Genomic DNA, 23,456 nt, shown 5'->3' on the forward strand with positions numbered 1-23,456 from the left:
CCTACGCTGCGCCCGTCGGCGTCTCGACGACGACAGTCTCCTCGCGACCAGGGCCCACACCAACTGCGTAGATCGGCGCGTCGAGTTCGTCACTGATGTACTCGAGATACGTCCGTGCGTTCTCGGGGATGGCGTCGTAGCCCTCCTCGGCGACGGCGGCCCAGTCGACGTCGTCCCAGCCGTCGAACGTCTTGAACGTCGCCTCACAGCGACCCCACTCCTCAGTAGTCGGGGGCATCGCGAGCAGTTCCTCGCCATCGAGTTCGTAGCTGTGGCCGATTTTCACTTCGTCTAAGCCGGCAAGCACGTCGATGTGGTTGATCGCGAGGCCGGTGAAGCCGTTGACGCGCGCGGAGTGGCGCAACATCGGCATGTCGAGCCAGCCGACGCGGCGCGGGCGACCGGTGACAGTCCCGTACTCGCCACCCTCCTCGCGGATGTACGTGGCGAGTTCCTCGTTCTCGCCGTCACCTTGCTCGTCGTAGTCGGGCGTGTCGCCTTCGACACCGCCGAGTTCGGTCGGCAACGGCCCGCTCCCGACGCGCGTGAGATAACCCTTGACAATGCCGATGATCTCGCCGTCTGCGATGACGTTCGGGCTGAGTCCCGTGCCGACTGCCGCACCGCCCGCGGTCGGGTTCGAAGACGTGACGTAGGGATAATTTCCGTGGTCGATGTCGATGATAGTCCCCTGTGCACCCTCGAACATGACGGTCTTGCCTTCGGCCATCGCGTCCGTGAGGAACGCACTGGCGTTGACGGTCATGTTCTGCTCGGCGAGGCGCTCGCCGATCTCGCGGTACTCCTCGAAGAGCGCGTCCACGTCGAACGCGTCCGGATCGTCGAGCTCCGAAACGTCGGCGCCGTAGACATCCTCGATGAGCGCGCGCTTCTGTGGCACGACGTACTCGAGTCGATCTCGGAGCACATCGGGGTCGAGCAGGTCGCCGACGCGGACGCCGCGGCGACCGGCCTTGTCCTCGTAGGTTGGGCCGATACCGCGACCGGTCGTGCCGACTTCCTGGTCGTCTTCGCTCTTGACATCCTCCTCGATGCCGTCGAGGACGCGGTGGAACGGCAGGATGACGTGGGCGCGCTCTGCGACCCGCACGTCTGGATCGAGTCCTTTCTCTCGAAGCGACTCGATTTCGTCGAACAGCGTCCGTGGGTTGATCACGCAGCCGTTGCCGAGAACGCCGACCTTCCCGCGGACGGCGCCCGAGGGCACGAGTGAGAGCTTGTACTTCTCGCCGTCGTGGACGACGGTGTGTCCGGCGTTGTCGCCGCCCTGATAGCGGGCCACGACGTCAGCGGTGTCGCCGTAGAGGTCGACGACGCCGCCCTTGCCTTCGTCGCCGAGTTGAGCCCCGACGATTGTGACGGTCATAACAGCGGCGGATTCTTGCCGATCCGATAAACAGATTACGGTATCACTGGGGGTATCCCCGGGATCGATGACAGATCCATGCACATCGATGCATACTTCCTGTGGGGACGCGGACAAGAATACGCGTGTTCGGCCGCCGATAGCTGTCCACGAGTCACACACAGTGCACGCTGTTGAATTCGTGTTTTGGCCACCCCCTGATAGACGGTCGAACCGTTTCGGCTCAGAATCGGCCGTATACCGCTGTCTACCGTCATAATCGTTCATCGTATAGCGTCGCAAGCGGAAGCGTTAACTACTGGCAAAAACGAGCATTGGGTTGAGAGTGGTCGTCTCAATCTCGGAGAGTAACTTTTAAAGGGTACAAAGACAAGTTAACAAATGCCATGATAGACCGACTTGAGAAGGAAGTCGATATGCTCGAACGACATCTGCAGGTCCTGAAGATGGTCATCGAAAACGAACCAATCGGTATCGTGAAGATGTCCAACGAGACCGGCTACCCACACCACAAAGTTCGCTACTCGCTGCGCGTTCTCGAAGAGGAAAACCTCATCGAGCCCTCCAGTCAGGGTGCGATCAAGACCGAGCGCACGGTCGAGTTCGTTGACGAACTCGACGGCAAGATCGACGACATCGTCGACAAGCTCGACGGCATGAAGATCGAAGACGTCGCCGAAGTCGAAGGCTAATCGGTTCCGAACGACGCGACGAGTCCAGAGACTACTCTCAGATCGATTCGATCGAACAGATCACCAGCGGGTTTCACCGGGCCAGACCACCGGAGACGGACAGCGGCTATGTTACGCCGTTGCCCTCCACTCCTCTACCCGTCTCGGTCAGTGGAGCCACACTGATCTGTCTCTCTTACTTACGACACAGTGTGAACCGAGCGACGCTTGCGCGCAGTGGGACCTGAGCTGGTTGGTACCCACGTGGTACACGTCGCCCATCGAGACGCAGGAAACGGAACGCGGAAAAAGCACAACGAGCAAGCCGAACAGCGGAAAACCCGACGGCGCTCAACTACTCCGACGACGCTCAACTACTCCGACGACGATCACAACACCTCCTACAACTCGGGGACGTTCATGTGGAACCCTTCGCTGCGCGACTCCACCAGACAGAGATGATAGCCACTCTTGCGCGAGAGGTTCACGTAACTCAGCTTCGAGCCACGGCTCAGGAACCCGCTGCTCGTCGCCTCCTCTGTCACCTCGAGTGCCCCAGGTTCGAAGTAACTCGAGGTGACCGCGACTGCCGCTGCGAGATCCGGATAGTTCGCCTTGACCGCCGAGGCGGCGACCTCGAGTTCCTCGAGTAGCTCCTGACTTGCAGGTTCGCGCGAGTCGTTGAGCGTCGCCAGGATGAGCGGGTTGCCCATCTTGTCGAACGCAACGACGTCGAAGGTGACCTCGTCGGGAACGTCTTCGGTGTCGTCGTCCGCGAGCGAAATCGTCGCCCCGAGTTCGGCTCGATCGATGCGCGGGATTGCATCGTAGAGGTCCGCAAGGCCGTCCGCATTGCCTGTATCGCGAATCTCGTAGAGCACCATCTCGGTGAGCCAGTCGACGAACGTGTACTCGATCGTCTCCTGAAGGTGGGTCTCGTACGGCTGGCCGTCGACGGCGACACTGTCTGCCTCGAACTCGGTATGATGTTCGAGCCGCAGGTTCGAGGCAACCTCGTTGCGATCCGCTGCGCCATCGTGTGCCGTCTCGAGTGTCGGCTGGCTCTTCGAGTCGTAGCGTACGAACAGGTTCGTTCCCGAGAGCGCCTCCGTTGGCGAGAGCTGTGTCTCAGCGTCGAAGCTAGATCCGGAGCCGGAGCCAGAGCCGGACTGGGCACTGCCAGCCCGCGCCTGCTCGAGTTCGGACTCGAGTTCACTGATTTGTGTGCGAAGCGAGTCGACGGTGCTCGTCAGTTGTTGGTTTTCGGCACGGAGCTCGTCGCGTTCGCTTTTGAGCTCTCTGGCCTTCTCTGCGAGCGCGTTGTGTTTTTGCTCGAGTTCTTCGATTCGCTGGGTGTACTGAGCGAGGTTGCGCTTGTGTGCGTCGTCACCGTTGGTTGGGGCGTTGCGGTTCGCGTCGGCAGACTGCTCGCGGTTGCGCTGGTCGCTGGCTGGCTGTGATCGTGATGGTGCAGTCGACGACTGGGCCGCCTGCCCGTTGTGTGAGTCTGTGGTCGATGTGGATTGAGAGTCGGGGCTGGAACTGGAGCCGGAGCCGGAACTGGAACTGGACCCAGCAGTACCAGCACTTGCGCCAGAATCAGACCCTGCCTCCGACTGCGCCCGAGACTGCGACCCCGAGCGGGACCGACCGTTCGCCGCGCGCGAGGGAGCGGCCCTACTCGAGTCACCCGCAGCCGAGTTGTCGGGATCGATCGAGGGAATCGACCGCGTTTCGCGCCAGGCTTCTTCGGCCTCGAGTTGCTGGTCGAGTTCGCCTTCCTCTTCGCCCTCGGTCTCGCCTTCGCCTTCGCCTTTGCCCGCGTCAGTGTCAGTGTCAGCGCCAGCACCAGCGTCTGTGTCGCTATCGGTGTCGCGCTCGGCGGAGTCATTAGCAGCCGTCACCGACTCCGGGCCGGCCCCAGCGTGGTCGGGCGCGGGCGGTGCCGGCGTGCCAGCGGTATCGGCCTCGTCGGCATCGTCCTCGATCCAGGAGATATCGCTCTGGTCGAGTTCCTCTGCGGCTGCCTCGACCGTCTCTGGGTCAGGCGTCGACGACAGCCCTGACTGGCTCCCATCGGCAGGCGTCTCGCTCGTGTCTGCCCCAGTCGTGGAACCAACGACGGTTTCCGTCTGCTCCGTGGACTCGTCGGTCTCGGACTCCGTCGGCGCGGTGATCCCTGCCGGCCCGTCCGACTCGTCGTCGACGATTGAACTCGAGTCGTCAGTTGTGATGCCGGATTCGGGTGTAGATTGTGGCTCGGAGTGGGATTCGGCGTCAGTGTCGGTACCGGTGCTGGTACTGGTACCGGTGTCGGACTCCGACCCGGGCGTCAAATCCGTCGGGAGGGTTTGGTCTGTCTCCTCGTCCGCAGTCGTGTTCGTTTCGGGTCCTGCGTTCGTGCCTGCTCCAGTTTCTGTCCCTGTTCTTCCACCGGTCCCAGAGACATCGAGCTGGTCGATTGCAGACTCGGTCGGGTCGACGCTTGGTTCTGCTCGCGTCGTGGAGTCGGTTGTGGAGTCGGAAGCGTCAGTTGTGTTGCCGGTTCCGGTATCGACGCCCGTCGAATCGGAAGCGTCAGCCCCTGGGCCGGTATCTGCTGTGTCTGCCTGCGTACCGGCAGTCGCACTCGTCCCCGGAATATCAGTCACGTCGATATCGACATTGAATACCTTATAGATCCCAACCTCGTCGTCGGCTCGTTCGAACGCCTCGTCGCCGGTCAGCAGGCGCTCGGCGTTGCCGATGTAGGCTGCGGCCATCCGTCGGCCACCGTAGTAGACAGCGTAGTAGTCCCCACTGAGAACGTTCTCACTTAGTTCGATATACCCCGTAAACGAACCGTCCTGAAGCGTCTGGTCGACCTCTCGGAGCGGCGTCTCGTTAGTGTAGTACTGTGCCTGTACGTTACCGCCGCGCTCTTCCATCACAGAGAGCAACGGCAACGAGGGATCTGGTGCGCGATAGACGGTGCCACTCGCGTCCTCGAAGTCTGTTATCTCGCCGTCGACGGTGCCGACAACGCGGCCGTTAAGCATAAACAGCCACGCGCCACCGGCAGCGACGGCTCCCGAAAAGTCACTGTCAGCGAGAGTAGACAGGTCATCGAATCCACCGCTGAACGGACGGGAATCCCACTGCTCGACGCGCTCTTGCGTGCGCGGGTCCATAGTTCAACAAGCGGGAAGTGCAACAAATACGTTTCGCCTAGATTTTCGACTCGGCATCCTCTGCGAGTTCTTTCATCCGCTTGCCAATTCGGCCGGCACTCGAGAACTCGTCTTCGCTCATTCCCTTTGCCAGGGCGTTTCCGAGGACGAAGACCGCGTGTTTGTGTTCACTCTTCGATTTGTGGACGTGCGAGGGGTCGACGTCGAGCTGGTGGTACGGCTCGAAAAGGCCCTCGTCGACCTCCTCGCGCTCTTCGAAGTACTCCATAATGACGACGAGTTCTTCGTGGAGTTCGAGGAGTTCATCCTTGTGCATGCCCACGGCTACGAACGGTTTCGGCTTAAGAGTTGTGTGCCGTGCAGTCGCAAAAGCGGCTGCTAGTGGGTATGCGGGCTGAACGTCGGTATAGCGGACTGGTGCCGAGCCGTCGTCTGTGTGGAGTGGGGCTTGCCGTGGCTACTATCGTCGGGGAAGAAGACCGTCAGTCGGCTGCCGTCGCCGGCGCACGATCACGCTGGTCTGCAGGGAACCAGGCGAGTTCGTGGTCGGCCGTGACTCGCACCGCAACCCGCTCGTCTAAATCGATCCGATCGGAGTGGTTGTGCATGCACTCGATCGTCTCACCGGTATCGAGTTCGACGCGGTAGAGCACTGTTGGGCCGAGATAGCGCCGGTAGACGACGCGACCGTTCGCCTCGCCGTCGGCCGCCGGCAGCGCCGTCACGTCGTCCGGCCGAACGAGGAGATCGAGACCGGTTCCATCGTACTGATGGGCGAGTCCGTTGACGTCGTCGCGCAGCACGCGCCCGAGTGCGGTGTCAACGTGGTCGCCGTGGACCTCACCCGAGAGGAAACTCGCGTGGCCGAGAAAGCCCGCAACGAAGCGCGATTTGGGTTGCTGGAAGACGCGCTCTGGCGTATCGATCTGTTCGATCTGGCCGTCGTTCATCACCGCGACACGATCCGAAATCGAGAGCGCCTCCTCCTGATCGTGCGTGACCGAAATCGCCGTCACACCGGCTTCCTTGATGATTCGGCGCACCTCCTCGCGCATTTCTACACGCAGGTCGACGTCGAGGTTCGAGAACGGTTCATCGAGCAAGAGCATCTCCGGTTCGGGCGCAAGCGACCGCGCCAGCGCAATCCGCTGTTGCTGGCCACCCGACAGTTCGTTCGGGTAGTTGTCACCGTGTGCTTCGAGCCCGACCATCTCGAGTAGCTCCGCGACGCGGGCGTCGCGTTCATCGGGTTCCCACTCCTGAAGCCCGAAGGCGATATTTTCCCGGGCAGACATGTGTGGGAACAGGGCGAACTCCTGAAAGACGACGCCGACACCGCGTTCTTCCGGCGGGACGAACTGTCCGTCGCCCGCGACAGCGGTCTCCTGGAGTTGGACGAAGCCGGCGTCGGGTTCTTCGAGACCGGCGATCAGTCGAAGGGTCGTCGTTTTGCCACAGCCGGAGGGGCCGAGCAGAGTGAGAATTTCGCCGTCGTGAACGGACAACGAGAGGTCTGAAATGACGGTCTCAGCGCCGTAGCACTTCCCGATGCCGTCGAGTTCGAGCACGACGTCGTCGGTGACTGATTCCGGTGCCGGCGTCTGTGTACGCGCAGTCTCCTCGGTCGTCGTGGAAAGTAGTTGTCCGTTCCCCATTGTCGACTCCCGGCAGCAGCCGGGACACATTCGGTTTAGGGGGGCCTAAATCACTTATAATTGCCGGTCCGTTCCCACCGGGTGAGACGAGCGAAGAGCGGGCGCCGGTACGAGAGCGCCGAAAATCGGACGTTAGAGTTCGACGCCGCTTGGAATGAGACTGTGCTGGCGCAACAGACTTCCCTCGTCGTCGTAGACGAGGAAGGTCTGTTTGTCGTAGCTAACGAACGGGTCGTCGTCGAGTCTAATTTCGACCTCGTAGCGACCATCATCGTCGTTGGCCTGCTCGCCGTACCCCCTCGCTGCCCGGATAAATCGGAGTACGTCGTCTGCTTCCTCGTTCAACTCGAGGATGAAATCACCGGTGATCCGGTTCGTGACGCTCACGACGCCAGCGGCGTCCTCGTCGAGGGGGTCTTGCAGTCGGAGCGCAACGTCAGTTTCGCCCGCATCGAGAACCTCGTCATCGGAGCCAGTAAGGCGCTCGCGAAGCATCGACGCTGGGCCGGTGAAATTGATCGATACCGAGGGTTTGCTCGGTTCCTCATCTGTTTCGACCCAGTCGACATTACTAACATGTAACGTGAAGTGCTCGCGCCTCATTCCGTAGTCATCGGTTAGCGCTCCCATCGTATGAACGTAACGCACGGGGCATCATTGCTCTGGACAGACACACGTTTCAGACAGTGTTTGGAACAAGATGGTCACTTTTTGCGGTGGCAATTCGTTGCGAACACTTTTTGCGCGCTCATCGACGACATCGGACAATGGCCGCTCCCCACGACCGCTCGCAGGACCGGGCCGACCGCGCAGCAGTTCGCGATACCTACGATCAGATCGCGACACACTTCGCGAAGACCCGGGAGTACGCCTGGCCCGAAGTCGAGTCGTTCGTCACAGACACCGTCGGCGAGCGCGCCCGGACTGACGCCGAAATGACCCCCGTTGGCCTCGACCTCGGCTGTGGCAACTGCCGCCACGCCGAACTGCTCGCCGAGACCGGTCACTTCGACCACGTGCTCGGCGTGGATGTCAGCCGTGGCCTCCTCGAAACCGGGCGCAAGCGGGCACAGGAGCGCGAGTTCGACGTCGATCTCTGCCAGGGCGACGCCGCCGAACTCCCCCTCGCAGCGAACACGATTTCGGCTGCCGTCTACGTCGCGACACTCCACCACCTCCCCACGCAGGCCGCCCGCCAGGCCAGCCTCGGCGAACTCGGTCGCGTACTCGCCCCCAGTCCCGACGGCCGCGCGCTCGTCAGCGCCTGGTCGACCGCCCACGACCGCTTCGACGAAGACGAAATCGACACCGCCGACGGCACCGGCTTCGATACCACGATCGAGTGGACCCTCCCCGGCGGCGAAACCGTCGACCGCTTCTATCACATCTACACCCCCGAGGAGTTCGAACAGGACCTCGCTGCGAGTTCGCTCGAGGTACTCGAGTGGGAGGTCTCGAGCGGCAACTGTTATGCAGTCGTTGCTGGCGCTGCTGAGTCGGATGCGTGAGTGTGTCCGAGAGCGATTTACCTGAGGATAACCGGGGGACAGCGCGCCAATCGCTGGCAAGCGGTGACGCCGAAACGGAAGCGCCTTAAACATGGAGCCAAAATCAGGGAGTGAGCGCGGATGGTCTAGTGGTAGGACCTGAGCCTTCCAAGCTCATGGCCCGGGTTCAAATCCCGGTCCGCGCATTGCTGTCGCGAACAAATTCGTGAGCGACAGCAATCGTACGAGGGANTTCCAAGCTCATGGCCCGGGTTCAAATCCCGGTCCGCGCATTGCTGTCGCGAACAAATTCGTGAGCGACAGCAATCGTACGAGGGATTTGAATTACGGAAGACGCAGCGCATGAGCGAAGCGAATGCGACCGTCTTCAGGTGGTTCAAATCCCGGTCCGCGCATACGTAACTGCGTTGCGTCTTGCACTTTTCGTGGTGACCATGCAATGAAAAGAACATGGCATCCACAGCACATCAAGTGGGTTCGAAAATTCACCCCCACGCAGTCTTGCGGTTTTGGAACGTGACAGGCTTAAAGAAGGAAAAACGTGCGATAGCGGCGCGGAGGGGATCGACGTGGTGACACACATCGATGACGTTCCCGTGGTCACGGGACCCACTATTGATCAGTTGACTGAACGGCAACTCGAGGACTATCGCGACTTCAAACGCGACCTAATTCAGTGGCTCCTGCACTTCGGGAAGAACCCCGACAAAGCGGACGGCTACGCGACCGATACTGTCAGAAACGTCTCCTACAAGCTCGACCAGTTCTACCGCTGGCACTGGGAGGAACAGGGGACGTACACCACGAGCATCGCGACCGAGGACGCGGACGAGTACATGAAGCACCTCGTCTACTCGGACGAGGAATACAGCACGACGCACAAGGCGATCGCTCAGAAGTGCTTCAAACGGCTGTTCAAGTATCTGAACCACCAGCGGGGTGGCAACTACGAGTGGGAACCTAACTTCAGCTTCGGGCAGGATCTCTCGGCACCGCGCGACTTCCTCACGATCGAGGAGCGCAAGAAGATCCGCGAAGCCGCGCTCGAGTACGGATCCGTTCCCACGTACGCGGGACTCACACCCGAGGAACGAGATCGATGGAAGTCGTACCTCGCTCAACGGTTCGAGAAGCCCAAGTCGCAGGTCAAGCCGGACGATTGGAAGCGAGCCAACAGTTGGAAGATACCGAGTATCGTCTGGGCGAGCCTCGACGCCGGATTACGTCCCGTCGAAGTCAAACGCGCGACCGTCAACTGGGTGGACGTCAATAACTGCGTCCTCCGAATCCCGAAACACGAGTCCTCGAAGAACACGGAGAATTGGACCGTGAGTCTCACTGAACGGACAGCGACTGCGCTCGAGAAGTGGCTCGCAGAACGAGAGCAGTACGATACCTACGACGATACGGACGCGCTCTGGCTGACGCGACAGGGGAACTCCTACGGCTCGAGTGCGCTCCGGTACGTCCTGCACAAGCTGTGTGACATCGCGGATATTCCGACCGAGAACCGGCACATGAGCTGGTACACGATCCGGCACTCTGTCGGGACCTACATGACTCGAGAGGAGGATCTGGCCGCTGCACAGGCACAGATTCGCCACAAGAGTCCCGAGACGACGATGCGATACGACCAAGCTCCGGTCGAGAATCGCCGAGACGCGCTCAACAAGATGGGATGACTATGACGACGTACAACACTGCGGAGATACAGGAATTGATCGACGCCTACCCGGAAGCACGAACGCAGCGAGAACGCCGCCAGGTCGAGACCGCGATCCTCGAAGCGACCGTCTGGCAGCTCGGCGAACTCGAGAATGAAGAGTGTGGATTCGCGGCGTTCAGTGAAGATGAGCTTCGTCGAATCAACGGATGCGTTCCGGATAACAATCAGGAGATCAAACGGCTTCTTCGGAGACCGTATCTAAAGCGCTTCTGAAGATATCTGTAGAAGCCTTTCTCAGCGAAATCGATTCCGGTCTTAATGGACCTCGTTAGAATCAGCTATTGAAATGAGACAAGCCTTTATCAATTAGTACTAACCCGACTTATGATGGTTTTCGGTTTGGAATCTCACTTTTACTGAGATCCAGTGATATCGGCATTGTTAGGCGGTCCTAAAAGTCATATCGGCGATAAGTTTATGGTGGTTTATATCATACACCCGTATGTTCCCCACCGAAACAAAAACGGGAACGCGAGAATGAGACATGAGTTCGCCCTCAACGTCTACCAAAGCCAGTAGAGGACAGCAAACTCTACATGAAGCCGCCAAGGCCCGTCTGATACACGAACCGATCAGGGAAATCTGTCCCCGAGCCGAAATATTGGATCCAGACTGCGAAGAGTTCCTCTCTGGATTTCGACGGTCACGGTACATCGTCGTCAATATGAGCGACGCCGAGCAGGTCATTGACCGCGATGGTGACCTGGGCGAGGTCCTTGATCCATACCACATCCCGGTAACGACAGCAACAGAACTCGACTCGATAACGAACAACCGACAGATGGATGACGTCCTTGAGGTATTCGAGACCATTCAACCGGCAATCCACATTCCTGATGTCGGATTTACCTACGGTCAAATGGATGAGTCGACTATTCGGGCCGTCGTAGATGCGTATGTAGGGTATGTAAAGGAACTTCAAACAGAGATCGTCGATCAGGATCTCGATATTAGACTTCTACCGACGAACAAAGGATGGGAACCGGATCATTTCGAACCTTATCGGGAGCTTCGAGACGATTACGATATCACTGACTACGCGTTCTATTGTGGCCAATATATCGGCGATAACGCTGGAAATGCGCTCCACATTAACCGCCAACACGTTCGCAACTTCATATCAGTCGTTAATCCGGAAGACGTCATGCTCATAGGTAGACTCTCGGCTCGAGAGTTAGCACAGTTTGCACCTCGAGTAACAGCGGCAGCCGGATTGAAACAGTGGCGAGAAGCGTGTGAAACCGAGGACGGGTATTCACGTCTTCGCTACAACGAGTGGGTAGAAAAGCCGGAGAAGGCCTTGCAGTCAAACAGTCACGCTGTTCAGAGCAACTTGGAGGACTACTAAAATGGGAAACACATCATATCCAGTTGACGATTCAGATCCGAGCGATACGGAAAACGAACCGGACGAGAACCAAACAGGCATCGATGAATACGTTGAACCACCAGAAGACGAAGACGAGGACGACAATTCCGGCGCTGTCGCTGCTGTAGGTGCCGGTAGTGCAGGAGCAGGCGCAGCGGGTGCGGGAGCAGCTGGTGCAGGTGCGGGTGGAGCAGGTGCTGCTGGCGGTAGTGGGGCAGCAGGAGGTGTTGGTGCAGGAGTCTCACCAGAGCCTCAGACTGAGCCAGAGTCGGATGATTGTGAAGCTGAAGATGAAGCCGAAGAGGAGACTCCAGAATCGCCGGGGGAGAGTGAAGAGCCCACAGATTCAACTTCAGAAGAGGCTGATGGAGACTCTGACAACAGCGAGGATGACGAGAGCGAAGAGGCCGAAGAGGAGGAGGAGGAAGAGGACGAGGATCAGGATGAAACAGTTACTATAACTCTGGTCGTAGATCCGTTGAGCTACGCTTCTTTTGATATGCAGCCGGTAGTGAAACGCGTTCTCGAACGATTCCGAGATCAAGTAGAACTCGAGCTGGTTCCTGCCCCAGTTCGATCAATCGACGAGGAACCCACAGAACCCCGCAATGGGATGCCCCTTGATTCAGCTCTTGACTCGAGCCGTCTACAAACAACAGAGCAGGTCAATCGTGCATGGATCGCTGCGATGAAACAGGGTAGAGGAGACGACTATCTTCGTCGTCTCTGGATCGAGGCATTTGCAGAGGGGACCAATCTTGGAGAATCAAAACTACTCGAATTGGCTGCTGAGATGAGCCTTGATCTCAATAAGTTTGAAGAAGACATGGCCAATGCTGAACTCTCGACGGGTTCGGTCGGTGAACTTCCGGTAACAAAAATGGACACCAAAGTACCCGCTTCGCTAAATGGCTATGTGCGGTACGTGAAGTTTCAAACCCTGTTAGCGACTGAGGGAGTAACACCACAGGTGCTGAGACCTCTTCATGAATTCGTTGAGGAGCATGGTCCTGTGACTACTGCAGAAGTGATGGAGGTCTACGAATATAATTCTCAGACAGAGGCCGAATCCGAATTAGAAGCAACTGTCGGCGTTGAACGGTCTGAAATTGGTGTTGGGACGTTTTGGAATTCAGCCTGATTGCTTCACAACTCAGTTCGAGAAGGCGACTATCGCCTGTATTGTTATTAGATCCAGTAACCTCCTGTATTTGAAAACAGGTCTCGCGAATCACACTCAAACGTTCGAGAAGCCTGCCTACCAAGTAGTTTCCAATGACGGTATCTTAGTTTCAGTACCAGAGAGAACTCTGTGGTCGCCCGCCTTCTCGAACCATTCCCTGCGAATCACGAAGGGGTATCGGAACAGTGCCGCTATGCTGTTGAATCGAACTCTTGATAGTAACCATTGGTAACTACTCAGATTGTATTAACGGCCGTACGAGACCGCCCAGTTCGTTGGCGGGGGGCTGTACATCAGCCGCTCTTGCTTCGGACCTTCCTAAGAGATGTTAGTCGCCACGCACGATAATCGGTCGCACCAGGTTGTGTTCCCCAGTATTGACCTATCGTATGTGGCCCCTCACCATCCGGACACAGGGGGCGAGATGCACACCCAGTGGAGATGCACCTTGACCTCGAGCGTACAGCGTATGTAGCTCACATACTGACGTTAGCCGCCAGTTCGATCGCTCGAGCAGCGTGAGAAACTGCTCGAGTGAGAACTCCGAGTTGCCAGTGTTGATTTCAAAGACGGATTCTCGGGAGTAGGAGAGATAGCGCAAAATAACTGCGAGAGAGGCTGTAACCTCTCTTCTCCCCAATACCATCGCGTCTGGGAGATATAACACTTTCGCTAAAATAACAAAATCACAGTGTAGAGTTGGGTCTCTCCCGTGTTTTTTCAGACGATGGATTGATCAGGAAGTCACACCATTGAAAATTGTGTGTCATTAACCACCAATCAGATCCAGAGACTCCACAAAGTGACGGACTATGAAAGATGGTCATTGAAAAACTTGGCAGAGCTTTCCGGCGATGTGGATTTAGACCTATATACAGTCGCCAAATTAAAAAATAAACCACCCAGTCGAGAAGTTACATTAGAAGGAGGGAGGTCCGTATACCTAAGAACATCAACTGCAACTATTGGCGGTTCAGGGGTTGAGGAAGCTATTCGCAATATCTCTCCCTTGATTTTCGCCAGTACTTACAAATGCCTCGATCTATTTATCGAGTGGTTGTTAGAAATAAATGGTCAAAACCCGCCAGGGGGCCGATGGACCTTCGAGAAAAAGACAGATCGGATAGCCGCCTTAATCAGTCAAGGACCATCTTCCCTGCCACAGATTTTTGCCACAGATACCGATGCTTTAGAGTGTCTCTCTAATCTCTATATTGAGCTTGAAGACTATAGACACTCTGTCATCCATAGAAGTGATTTTGAAGTCGTAAACGGGAAACTGGTAATTTCCGATGAAGCAGGAACGTCACACACTTTTCTGAAGGAAGAGCTATTCTGCTTTGCTGGATCAGTCTTGGTGTCTATCGATGCGATTGTGAACGGAACCTATGACTACGTCACTGAACGCCAATTGAAAACGTTGTTAGACCGTCTTTCAGATATTCACGGAGTACCTGAGTTCGATTTGACAAGATACGACTCAGAGATAATTAAGTGTCCGATGGAACCAATTCAAGTTGAACCATTTGAGTGGGAGCCTCCAATTGACGATATCTCGAAGGTAGCACCAGTGAAAAACAGAGATGAAAATTTCTGGTTGAACTTGAAAGGTTTGCAGAACGGCGAATTAGTTACTGAATGGCTTATTCCTGGAGATGCCGCAATGGATTATCTTGATCAAGGGTTCACAATACCCGCCGATGAATTTGACGAGTACATAGTGTAGACGTGATTCTCGGTTTTTCATTTGGAGACTTTCTTTGTAGTTATCACTGCCCCACCAGCCAAGACCAATTCCCGGACTGGCTCATCCGTAACGGTATGCAATCAATGGTGGCTGAGTGCTGGCTTGAACCTCTATATTTAGCAAGCGACTTTTGACAGAGTTCAGATAAATCGATAACTGCTCCGGTAACTGCTTGCCCTATACTTGTCGTTGAGGTGAGACCAAAACAGTCTATTTTTCGTCGAACTCGTCAGGATCGTAGCCGTCCTTCTCACCAACGAGATTGCCCATGACGCTCACAATGTCGTCCATGAGTTCGCTGGTGGACTCGGCCTTCTCGTCCTTCACCTGCTGCTTTCGGGTGATACCGAGCGAGTCCTTGATTTTTTGGATGAGCCGGACCTGAGATTGCATGACCTCGGTCAGCGCCTCGGGTACGGTCTCCGAGTCGATCTGCTGGCCGTCAGGGAGATACACAGCCTTCTGCGTTACCTCGCCATGACGGAGCTGGTAATCCTTCCCCCTCGCTTCCCGAACGATCTCGATAGCCAGGGTTTGGAAGTCGTGAGCAACTGACGGATCGGACTCGAGATCAATGCCATATGCATCGGGCCAAGAGAGAACCCAATCATAGAGTTGCTCCTCACGCTCGTTCATGTTCTCGAGAAGATGATCGTCTGTAGCGTACATACCGTGTTTGAGATTAGGTAGCTTTTCGAGGTTCTCGAGGCGGGGAACTACGCCCCCGCCGTGGTGCTTACATCGTCCGTTCTTCTTGACGTTCTGTGAAACGCAATAGCGCGGCGGCCCGTCGTACTCTTCGGGCTGTCGTGGAATCTTTGCCAGGCAGTACTTCTCGTCGAAGGGGACAGGATGAGTGTGAGATCCCTGTAATTCCTGAAGTTCCGTCTTCGTCTTGCCGGTCACTTCGTTCGATGCCATGTATCAAAATTTGTTAGGGAACTGAGAGATCTGCCAATCCTGTCCGTACCGTTAGAAGTGCCACAAACTGGTGACACCCTCGGGTGCCTACTTCGTGTCCGCATGTAATTGGTGAAAAGCTCCTTCGTCCGAGAAGGCCGCCGAACCCAGATTTGTCCTGTCCGCCACGCCCTGTAACTCGAAGTGGAATCGAAGACCAGCTACGTGGTGAAACTGTGGAGAGGGAGTCCGCCGTGACCACTAATTAGTGACTCTCAGAGGTGGCCCGCTAACCCCGGAATCACTTCCTTCACCCTTAGTAATAGACACTGGTATATATAGGGGGTCGAGGTTTTATATACTACAAGTTGTGTATTTGCCACTATTACAGGCAACAACATCCTACACAGAAAGATACCACTGGAGAATGTTGGGGTAGCACGGCCTCGGGCGCGTTTGCCGGTATCTCGAGGTAGTAGCACGGATCACTAAACATAGCGCTGATTTTGAAAAATTTCTGTGGAGGTTGCCTCACACAGCAGCGCGTCCCCCGTTCGAATGGTGTTCTAACCTTCAAAGGGTAAGGAAAGGGATCAGGGATGATCGACTGACTGGGCGCGTTCTCGCACGTCTGCCTGTACACGTATGCTTGAGTGGGTGAGCCGATTGTGTCCTGTTCGGTGAGGAGGCAGAGCAATCAAACTGTTATAACCAAGAGTAATCGTTCTATGGTCCGATCCCCCGATTCGCTGAAAGTAGCAAATTCGAGGGTTTAAGCGAGATCACTACCTTGCTTCTGACGACCCCTTCCACGATCCCCAGATTCGCCCAGGTGCGTCTTTTGACCTTCAATGATGGAATACATTCAGAAGATATGAAAATGCGACTCCGAGTCCCACAGGCCCCTTAGATTGGCTGGTAACAGGAATAATCGGGTCGATCACCGAGATGGCACTCCGTATCGATCTGTCGAGCCGTCAACAAGGGGGACTATAGGGGGATTCACTACTGAGTGACCGGACACTTCCCGGTGAACTACTGTGTGACACGGTTCAGTGCAAGAGATGTGTGCCTATTGAGTGTCCAAGTACTTGGTTCGAGAAGGCGGCATATACAGAGTATAGCCTAATACTTGGTAGAAGAAGAGGTACAGAGTGACCACGAATTATCTCTTCTTAATGTTCACTGATTAGTACTACATACTGACGCAGTACGAGGAAAACGAAATAGACACGGTAGCCGCCCGCTTCTCGAGCTGAGCCGTGCCAGCGATAGTGAGTCTGCTTACTGAGAGCGGAGAGACAAACCATTGATAATCTGATGTACGAATAGTGAGACAGACGAATGAAGGGACTCGTGATTTTCACGGCGGGGAGAGAAGATGCGTACCAGGACTACGTCCATAGCGTACGAGATGGGGTGCCAATCGAGGAGGTAGAAGAGTATCTTTCTGAGGAGCAACGTCAAACACTCACTGAGGACGACAACGACGAAACCATTCGTCTCTGGGGAACGACTGTCGATCACCAGTGGCAGAAAATCGAGCAGGGAGATATCGTTCTGGTCTACCGAGATGGAGAGTTCATCGCTCGGGCACGAGTCGTCTCCATAGAGGAGAACCTACCGCTGGCAGAACACCTGTGGAAGTACGAGGAGAATCCGTGGGACGACGATAATCCCTGGCGCTTCTTGGTTTACGTCGATCAATTCGAAGAGATCAACGTCTCCCTCGAAGAGTTCAATGCTCTCGTCGGCTACGAAGACAACTACATTCCACAAGGCTTCATGCGGGTAGCCGATCGACGAATCAGGAGCATATTGGAGGACTACGATTCGCTCGAGAACGCGATCGCAGATCTCACCGGAACTGGGGAGCGAGTTCACGAGATCGACGATGAAGAGGATGAGGAGGCTGAAGACTCACTCGAGCAGCTCAAACGGGAGCTGGTAGCCGCAGGTAAGGACGGGAATCGGGGCGAAGAGTTCGAACGATTGGTTGCCGACGCGTTCAATCGATTAGGATGCGAAGCCCGATGGATCGAAGGTGGAAGTGATACCGACGTCGAAATCACTGAACCAGCTCACGTTGTCGTTGAAGCAAAGAGTCGAGGACAGTCCTACGGAGTACGGAATATCAACGCCGCAGGGATCGTTAGCCATCAGAATCAACGCGGAGCAGATCACGGTATCGTAGTCGGTCGGCATTTTCCACCGCAGGCTATCGAGGACGCGGAACGCAACGAGATAACGACGCTAACTACAGACCAGCTCGTTTCTCTATTGGAGAAGCGGGCTGAGTACGGTATCCCGCCAGAGCTGATCTTTGACTACCTTCTCGAGCCTGGTGCTTTCCAAGAAGATCGCCAAGATTTGCTGCAAGATCATATCGATGAGCGGATTGACGCAGTGGAATCGATGCTTGCAGTTCTAAAGGGAATGGATCGATATGACGAACCACTCTCTGCAAAGGAACTATATTTCATCTTAGTTGGAATGGACGAGGTTGCTGATCCACCAGATGAAGAGGCCATCAAACACACTATTCAATTCCTGTCTCATCCCTCGTTACAACTGCTGACGTACGAGGAAGAGGGATACGTTCTCACAACTGATTTCGAGAATGCGGTTAACGTACTTACCTCAGTTAACTCTTTAATTGAGTCTACCACAGAGTTTTCGAAGGATTGAATGTTTGCCGTTCAGCTCTCTTCCCGAACCGAAACGTGAACAGTGCAGTCTGAGCGATCCTGGGTTTTGGACTACTGTTCGAGGAACTCGTCTGGGTTTTTAGTAATGATAATCGGTTGCCCGGTTTCCTCGCAGAACCCCTCGTACTCAAGGAAGCCCATTGCTGAAGTGAAGGAATCTGGCTGCGCTGTTAGTTGATGCTCACCATCGCACATATCACAGTCAGTCGTGATTTCATCGGGAACCTCTGCTCCATCAAGATTTTCAGGATCGGGGGCGTCTCCGGTGACTTTTCCAATATCGTCAGATAGCCACTCTGAGTGTGCCTTTTTCACTTCGCCCCAATCGTTTCCTTCAGCGACAATATCCCAATCAGCGGTATCGTGATCGCAGTGAAGGCCGTATGTCTGGCCATCTATTTGAACTACGAAGGAGATAGCCTCGTTTTTACCAGGAAGAGGCACATCCATCATTTTCTCAACTCTCTCGATCCGTGAATCACTTTTCAGTTCGTCGAACTCGTCTTTTTCTAAGACTCGGTTCGGGAGTTCGTCGGGCTGAGGTTCTGGGAGGAACGCGTCATCAACTATCCCTTCTTCTGGGCAGTCATGGAGCCGGAGCCGGGACAGCGTTCGGAAGGTCCCACCGCAAGCATCGCAAACTCGATTCGCCATAGAGCCAGTAGAAATTCCTACAAGAAAAATCCCGCTGTTAAGAGAATTACTCTTACTTATGTAGTTGGGTTCTCGATTTCTTGATCGGTTAGGTCATCATATTTCTCGAGTACCATATCAAAGTATTCCTCATCCATGGCTCGTGGATTCTTAACCCGATGGAAATCTTCTAACACGAACTTTGTTTCCTCGCGATCTAATCTATATGCGTGGAAAGACGCAGCATCAATTTCAGCTTGAACCTGTCGCCGTTTTTCCACATCAGTCACCGGATCAATACCATCGAGTCGGTCACGCATCTCAGCAAATTCTTCGCCATAGCAGTTTAATCGAGCTGCTCTCAATGCGATGTACTCGAAATATTCATCACCCTCTTTCAAATCGGGTATTTGAGACTCTTTGAACTTGTATGTCACAATCTGAGTGTCGATTTTAGTTCTCAGCAAGTAGTCGAACGGCAACGAATTAAGCAGGCCCACTTTAGCTAACATCTCATAATCCGTGAACGCTCTCTGGTAGAAATTATGTAGGGGATTTTCTTCAAGACCCTCCTCATATGGCTCAATTCGGTAATTTCGAATCGTCAGAACAGTGTTGTGGCAGACGATTCCTTTTGGAAGGATCGTAGCTATAAGCGTTCGCTCGTTAGTGGAGTTAGTAATACGCCGCAACCCAATTCTATATTCAGTGCAATCTAAGAGAACATCTTCCTCGGACAGTGGTTTGCCACGATGCTCTTCTAACAAGTCGTTCACGAATCCTTTCTGAGAACCAGTGCCATCAAACTCTTCATAGATAGCACTCTTGAGGTCCCTAATGGTCTTCTCCCGCATACGCTGTTTCGCGCTACGCTCGGGATCAGTCTCTACTTCGACACTCCAAAATTCTGGTGGTTCGATGTCATCAATAAAGTCGGGAGTATAGGTGAACTGGTAGATATTTTTCCCACCGTAAACGGGATATTCTGCTTCCGATTGGTCCACGAATCGATCAGAGTCGCTGGTCCGACGAAGACCTTGATATGGCTCCATATACGACTCAGAAGCGCTCTCATCTCCGAGGGGTGGATTTTGAATTATCGATTGTAGAACCTCGAGCTTCCTTTCAGATTCAATGAAGGGGAAAATCCTTGCTTCCGGTGAGTACCTCTCTAAAACTTCTTTAGGCATCTCGATAGCTTTGTCCTCAAACTCTTTCAGAACGTCAATGTTCCCCTCTTGATATTTTCCAAGAACGCTATCTGTGGAACCCCAATTTTCGAAGACTATTATCCCGAACTTGTATCGGTTGTCAATCTGTTCAAAGATGCCATGGTTTTCGAAGACAGGCATTGAATTTACTTGAGTGCTATCTAATAGGTAGCTCCGCAGATCCTTACAGGAAGCTCCATTAAATATCGCACCGGGAAGAACCTGTGCTACATAGGATTCACCGTTTGCGAGACTGAAGGTACGCTCAAAGAACAAGGCAGACAGATCATTCGGATTGGGTTTAACACGACCATCAATCTCTGGTCGTTGTAGGTCATACTGACTACTGTTTTTATAGTACTCAGACCGCATTTCCATCTCATCTAAGTACTCTTCCCATTTCTCAGATATATATTCGTCTTCTAATAGTTCGTCCTGAGTTTCGTCTTTCTCCTTCGGAGGTCTGGTCCTAAACGCGGGGTCGTATCGAGAGAAGAAGTCGTCGCGGAGCGGCTTTAATCGCTCCCACGGGGGATTCCCAACGATAACGTCGAACCCACCATCTGCATATACTTCTGCGAATTCGAGGACCCAATGGAAGGGATCGAAGTTCTCAACTTGCTCAGTAGTAATGTCATCGACACCTGCGGAGAGGAAATCATCACGAACATCATCAATCAGCTCATCACGAGCGTTCTGTAGGAGACGATTGGCTTCACGCCGATGTTCTTCGGCTTGTTCTCCTGTAATAGCTTCTTCATAGGCATCGATCTCGTCGATTATGTTTTGATACCGTGTCCTAACAGTATCCTCGTTAAAGCTTTCAAGGGTGTAGAGATCACCGTCATCCGTTGTCTCAGGGAAGCCCGTATATCCGATTAGACTGTTGCCTTGCCGAAGGTTGAACGCAATGTTCGGCAGTGCTAACTCTTCTTGGTCGAGTTCTTCAACGTCCTTTTCTTCAAGTTCGGAAATGATCGATAGCCAGCAGCGGAGTTTACCGATCTCGACAGCCGGTCCTACAATATCCACACCATAGATATTATTCTGAACGGTTACTTTTTTCAGACGGTATTCGTGGGGATAAGACTCGTTTTGTGCCCAAAGTGCGCGACGGATACTGACGATCTCCTCAAGCACGGAAGTCAGGAAGTGCCCACTTCCACACGCAGGGTCAACGACACGGAAGTCGTTCACCTCATCAAGCATGGTCCCAATGAGATCAAGTGATGGGGGAACTGCTTCGATGAGTTCATAGACCGTATCGTAGTTCTCGAGTTCCGCTTCCGGCCACCCGCGTTCTTCGATCAGAACATCCTTCAATCGATCAAATAGTGCCGGTCGAACGGTCTGTTCTGCACTGAAGCGCGTAATCTCCTTCGGGGTATAGTACGCTCCGAGTTCCTTGTTCTGATCCGCGTTATCTCCTGTAATGTAGTTGATTGTCTTCTCGAAAACGTTCCCGAGAACACTCGGATCAAGATCCGTGGGTGAGCCGTCAGCGGAGAAACTATAGCTCTCAAGCAATTCGATAATCGAGATTAGGACACTATCTCGAACGTCGAAATCTCGCTCTTCAAACGCCTCCCGGTCCCCACTTCCGTCATGTTCTATTGAGGGTCGGAAGAGACCACCATTAAGGTATGGAATATCGTTGAACAGCTCAATATCTTGAATTTGAGGTGGGCGATCGTCTGGTCGTTTATTTAGTACATCGTAGAATAGCTGTTGAACAAAGGACTTGTAGAGAGATTCGGTATAGAGGCCGTCCTCGTAGGTATCGAGAACAGTCTTAAGGAGATCAGGACGAACGATGTGCTTGTCTTCGAGGAACTTGATGAAGATTAGTCGGTTCATTAGCTCAACCGAAAACAACCGTGTATCATCGCCTGTGGCACCAGATGGGACGACAACTCCATCGTGTATCAACGATCGCTGCGTCTCTTCTGAATCGTCGATGATACCGAAGACATACTGAATGTAATCGTCGTAGAACTCGTCAGTGATCTCCTCCTGTTTCTGTCTGATAACCTGACGAGCTTCCCCGGCAATGGAAACGAAGTTAGTAAATTCGAAAGTCCGAATCAGACGGTCAACCTGTTCAACATCTGCCTCGAAGACCGCCTCTTCGACCGGCTTCCGGTCGCCAACTTGGTTCTGAAATAGAGCGAGAAAGACGGGCTGAAGATCGATCTCTTCGATAGTGTTGTGCGAATAGGAATCAGGATCGTACCGGATGAACATCCAACGAAGTCCATCCGTAGCAAATCCGAAATCGGATTCGAACTCACGTTGGCTAAGCCAATCACGGACTTGGCCTGCACCATGCTCGCGTGAATCGAGCTTTTTGTTGATCGGTTCGGCCTCAATGAGCAGACGGGTGGAATCTACATTGTCGTAATCGCGAAGAGAGACGGTATAATCAGCAACCATTGTCCGTCCCCCGGAAAGACCACCTGCTTCTGTCGCGTACTCGTACCCGAGCGCATCAAAGAGCGGTTCGATGACCGCCTGTTGGGTGAATGGCTCCGGCTGAAGTCCATCCCGAGTCATGCTGCCACGGAGCAGGTAAGAGCCGGGTTCAGCTCGTAGCATACTCTCGAGCGTGTCGTCTTTCATCTGCTCTCGCAGGTTCGAGATCGTGTCGTCAATGACGTGCAGAAGCTCTTCTCTGGCTTCCTCATCGACTGATGTATTGAACGCCTGCTCAACGAATTCCATTGAGGTCGTGTCTGCTGATTGTGGAGCCATGATAGGGAACGAGAGATCCGATTACTGGTGAAGTCATTTTAGCAAGACCCGATAAATATTTGGAAAGCATCACAATCCTGAACAACCAGTATGCATAATCTAGGATTATATTATGCATGAAAATCATACTATTTGTAATGTTGAAATCCAAGGCCCTTCTCGTCGTCGACGTCCGGCAGCTGGCTCTGATCTACGAGACCAGCAAAGAGGCCATGGAAGACGAGGAAGTCCACCACAGTCGGCGACAGACAGCTTCCCGACTAAATGAGGAGTGTGCGGAGCTGCTCGGGCGCAACGACACCAAATAGTGTCTCTCTTTTCCCAGTGAGTAGTGATGATGAGTGACTACACTCCCTGTTTCGAGAAGGCGGCCTACCTCATACAGCAACCGTTCCCAGACCACCAATCACTCACTGAGTATTGGCTGAAGCGGTTGTAAGAGTTGGCAGCCTTCTCGATCGACAGCCTGTAGAACACGGCTTATCACTCGTTGCTGTCACTGATTAGTTACCATTTATTCGGCTGGTTGTCCACTTCTCTCACTTGCGGTGGAGTTCCGAATTATTCACCTGCTTTCTCGGCCTAAGTAGCACACTCGGTATAGTTGAAGAGTGAAATCAACCGAACTCACGTAAGCCAGAGGCTCACGTCGTGGGTCTTTATATTCATAGATCAATATTACTGTGCTGGGAACCACGAAAACACGCCAAATTGCGCCGTGAAGGCATCTGAGGCACGAAATCGGCGTCACAGCGGCCTGCTGCCTTCCAAGCTCATGGCCCGGGTTCAAATCCCGGTCCGCGCATTGCTGTCGCGAACAAATTCGTGAGCGACAGC

At 54.3% G+C, this 23,456-nt stretch carries 17 protein-coding genes and 1 tRNA gene; 10 read left to right on the forward strand and 8 right to left on the reverse strand.

From position 1 onward, the window contains the following. Position 1 precedes the first annotated feature (1 nt). On the reverse strand, positions 2-1,387 hold the full coding sequence (locus C483_RS16975) for an adenylosuccinate synthase (RefSeq protein ID WP_006654597.1): 1,386 nt from the start codon (positions 1,385-1,387) through the stop codon (positions 2-4). A 386-nt stretch (positions 1,388-1,773) separates the two neighbouring features. Between C483_RS16975 and C483_RS16980 the strand changes: the two genes are divergently transcribed. After that, the gene (locus C483_RS16980; RefSeq protein ID WP_006167237.1) at positions 1,774-2,079 is read left to right on the forward strand and encodes a hypothetical protein; all 306 of its coding nucleotides are present in this window, start codon (positions 1,774-1,776) and stop codon (positions 2,077-2,079) included. Between the two features lie 380 nt (positions 2,080-2,459). Here C483_RS16980 and C483_RS16985 read toward each other — a convergent pair whose 3' ends face one another. The 4 genes from C483_RS16985 to C483_RS17000 form a co-directional block, all read right to left on the reverse strand. After that, complete coding sequence (locus tag C483_RS16985; RefSeq protein ID WP_006654598.1) at positions 2,460-5,228, reverse strand: DUF7527 domain-containing protein; 2,769 nt, start codon at positions 5,226-5,228, stop codon at positions 2,460-2,462. Between the two features lie 37 nt (positions 5,229-5,265). Next, positions 5,266-5,544, reverse strand: coding sequence for a UPF0058 family protein (locus tag C483_RS16990; protein ID WP_004216022.1), 279 nt, complete (start codon positions 5,542-5,544; stop codon positions 5,266-5,268). 166 nt (positions 5,545-5,710) lie between these two features. After that, the gene (locus tag C483_RS16995; protein ID WP_006654599.1) at positions 5,711-6,883 is read right to left on the reverse strand and encodes an ABC transporter ATP-binding protein; all 1,173 of its coding nucleotides are present in this window, start codon (positions 6,881-6,883) and stop codon (positions 5,711-5,713) included. Between the two features lie 132 nt (positions 6,884-7,015). Next, on the reverse strand, positions 7,016-7,486 hold the full coding sequence (locus tag C483_RS17000) for a DUF5793 family protein (protein ID WP_006654600.1): 471 nt from the start codon (positions 7,484-7,486) through the stop codon (positions 7,016-7,018). 164 nt (positions 7,487-7,650) lie between these two features. Here C483_RS17000 and C483_RS17005 point away from each other — a divergent pair, with 164 nt between their 5' ends. The 7 genes from C483_RS17005 (at position 7,651) to C483_RS17040 (ending at position 14,395) form a co-directional block, all read left to right on the forward strand. Beyond that, on the forward strand, positions 7,651-8,391 hold the full coding sequence (locus C483_RS17005) for a class I SAM-dependent methyltransferase (RefSeq protein WP_006654601.1): 741 nt from the start codon (positions 7,651-7,653) through the stop codon (positions 8,389-8,391). 114 nt (positions 8,392-8,505) lie between these two features. Next, positions 8,506-8,576 (forward strand) — tRNA-Gly (locus tag C483_RS17010). Between the two features lie 387 nt (positions 8,577-8,963). Beyond that, complete coding sequence (locus C483_RS17015) at positions 8,964-10,073, forward strand: tyrosine-type recombinase/integrase (protein WP_006654602.1); 1,110 nt, start codon at positions 8,964-8,966, stop codon at positions 10,071-10,073. A 2-nt stretch (positions 10,074-10,075) separates the two neighbouring features. Then, entirely contained in the window at positions 10,076-10,330 is a 255-nt protein-coding gene (locus tag C483_RS17020) for a hypothetical protein (protein ID WP_006654603.1), read from the forward strand. Between the two features lie 451 nt (positions 10,331-10,781). Further along, complete coding sequence (locus C483_RS17025) at positions 10,782-11,465, forward strand: hypothetical protein (RefSeq protein WP_006654604.1); 684 nt, start codon at positions 10,782-10,784, stop codon at positions 11,463-11,465. 1 nt (position 11,466) lies between these two features. Continuing rightward, positions 11,467-12,627 (forward strand): DsbA family protein, encoded by a 1,161-nt coding sequence (locus tag C483_RS20125; protein ID WP_152419901.1) that lies wholly within the window; start codon positions 11,467-11,469, stop codon positions 12,625-12,627. Positions 12,628-13,432: 805 nt separating this feature from the next. Continuing rightward, positions 13,433-14,395 carry a hypothetical protein gene (locus tag C483_RS17040; RefSeq protein WP_152419902.1) on the forward strand — a complete coding sequence of 321 codons (963 nt, stop codon included), beginning with the start codon at positions 13,433-13,435 and terminating at the stop codon, positions 14,393-14,395. Positions 14,396-14,626: 231 nt separating this feature from the next. Here the strand turns inward: C483_RS17040 and C483_RS17045 are convergent, their stop codons facing one another. Further along, positions 14,627-15,337 (reverse strand): hypothetical protein, encoded by a 711-nt coding sequence (locus C483_RS17045; RefSeq protein ID WP_006654608.1) that lies wholly within the window; start codon positions 15,335-15,337, stop codon positions 14,627-14,629. A gap of 1,323 nt (positions 15,338-16,660) precedes the next feature. Here C483_RS17045 and C483_RS19680 point away from each other — a divergent pair. Continuing rightward, positions 16,661-18,004, forward strand: coding sequence for a restriction endonuclease (locus C483_RS19680; protein ID WP_006654609.1), 1,344 nt, complete (start codon positions 16,661-16,663; stop codon positions 18,002-18,004). Between the two features lie 71 nt (positions 18,005-18,075). On the opposite strand, the gene C483_RS17055 is transcribed toward C483_RS19680, so the two are convergent. Together C483_RS17055 and C483_RS17060 are read right to left on the reverse strand one after the other, a co-directional pair. Continuing rightward, positions 18,076-18,678, reverse strand: a complete 603-nt coding sequence (locus C483_RS17055; RefSeq protein ID WP_006654610.1) for a hypothetical protein — start codon at positions 18,676-18,678, stop codon at positions 18,076-18,078. A gap of 56 nt (positions 18,679-18,734) precedes the next feature. Next, the gene (locus tag C483_RS17060; RefSeq protein WP_006654611.1) at positions 18,735-22,589 is read right to left on the reverse strand and encodes an Eco57I restriction-modification methylase domain-containing protein; all 3,855 of its coding nucleotides are present in this window, start codon (positions 22,587-22,589) and stop codon (positions 18,735-18,737) included. 167 nt (positions 22,590-22,756) lie between these two features. Between C483_RS17060 and C483_RS20550 the strand changes: the two genes are divergently transcribed. Then, a complete protein-coding gene (locus C483_RS20550) occupies positions 22,757-22,927 on the forward strand; it encodes a hypothetical protein (RefSeq protein ID WP_169331435.1) in 171 nt (56 codons plus the stop codon). The last annotated feature ends 529 nt before the right edge of the window (positions 22,928-23,456 follow it).

Source organism: Natrialba hulunbeirensis JCM 10989, from assembly GCF_000337575.1.
GTDB classification, from domain to species: Archaea; Halobacteriota; Halobacteria; order Halobacteriales; family Natrialbaceae; genus Natrialba; species Natrialba hulunbeirensis.

Excerpts from the sequence above, each read along its gene's own strand:
- C483_RS16980 (WP_006167237.1), top strand. The coding sequence starts at position 1,774 with ATGATAGACCGACTTGAGAAGGAAGTCGATATGCTCGAACGACATCTG.
- C483_RS20125 (WP_152419901.1), top strand. The coding sequence starts at position 11,467 with ATGGGAAACACATCATATCCAGTTGACGATTCAGATCCGAGCGATACG.
- C483_RS17000 (WP_006654600.1), bottom strand. The coding sequence starts at position 7,486 with ATGAGGCGCGAGCACTTCACGTTACATGTTAGTAATGTCGACTGGGTC.
- C483_RS16985 (WP_006654598.1), bottom strand. The coding sequence starts at position 5,228 with ATGGACCCGCGCACGCAAGAGCGCGTCGAGCAGTGGGATTCCCGTCCG.
- C483_RS17045 (WP_006654608.1), bottom strand. The coding sequence starts at position 15,337 with ATGGCATCGAACGAAGTGACCGGCAAGACGAAGACGGAACTTCAGGAA.
- C483_RS17060 (WP_006654611.1), bottom strand. The coding sequence starts at position 22,589 with ATGGAATTCGTTGAGCAGGCGTTCAATACATCAGTCGATGAGGAAGCC.
- C483_RS16990 (WP_004216022.1), bottom strand. The coding sequence starts at position 5,544 with ATGCACAAGGATGAACTCCTCGAACTCCACGAAGAACTCGTCGTCATT.
- C483_RS17025 (WP_006654604.1), top strand. The coding sequence starts at position 10,782 with ATGAGCGACGCCGAGCAGGTCATTGACCGCGATGGTGACCTGGGCGAG.
- C483_RS17055 (WP_006654610.1), bottom strand. The coding sequence starts at position 18,678 with ATGGCGAATCGAGTTTGCGATGCTTGCGGTGGGACCTTCCGAACGCTG.
- C483_RS19680 (WP_006654609.1), top strand. The coding sequence starts at position 16,661 with ATGAAGGGACTCGTGATTTTCACGGCGGGGAGAGAAGATGCGTACCAG.
- C483_RS17005 (WP_006654601.1), top strand. The coding sequence starts at position 7,651 with ATGGCCGCTCCCCACGACCGCTCGCAGGACCGGGCCGACCGCGCAGCA.
- C483_RS16995 (WP_006654599.1), bottom strand. The coding sequence starts at position 6,883 with ATGGGGAACGGACAACTACTTTCCACGACGACCGAGGAGACTGCGCGT.
- C483_RS17020 (WP_006654603.1), top strand. The coding sequence starts at position 10,076 with ATGACGACGTACAACACTGCGGAGATACAGGAATTGATCGACGCCTAC.
- C483_RS20550 (WP_169331435.1), top strand. The coding sequence starts at position 22,757 with ATGTTGAAATCCAAGGCCCTTCTCGTCGTCGACGTCCGGCAGCTGGCT.
- C483_RS16975 (WP_006654597.1), bottom strand. The coding sequence starts at position 1,387 with ATGACCGTCACAATCGTCGGGGCTCAACTCGGCGACGAAGGCAAGGGC.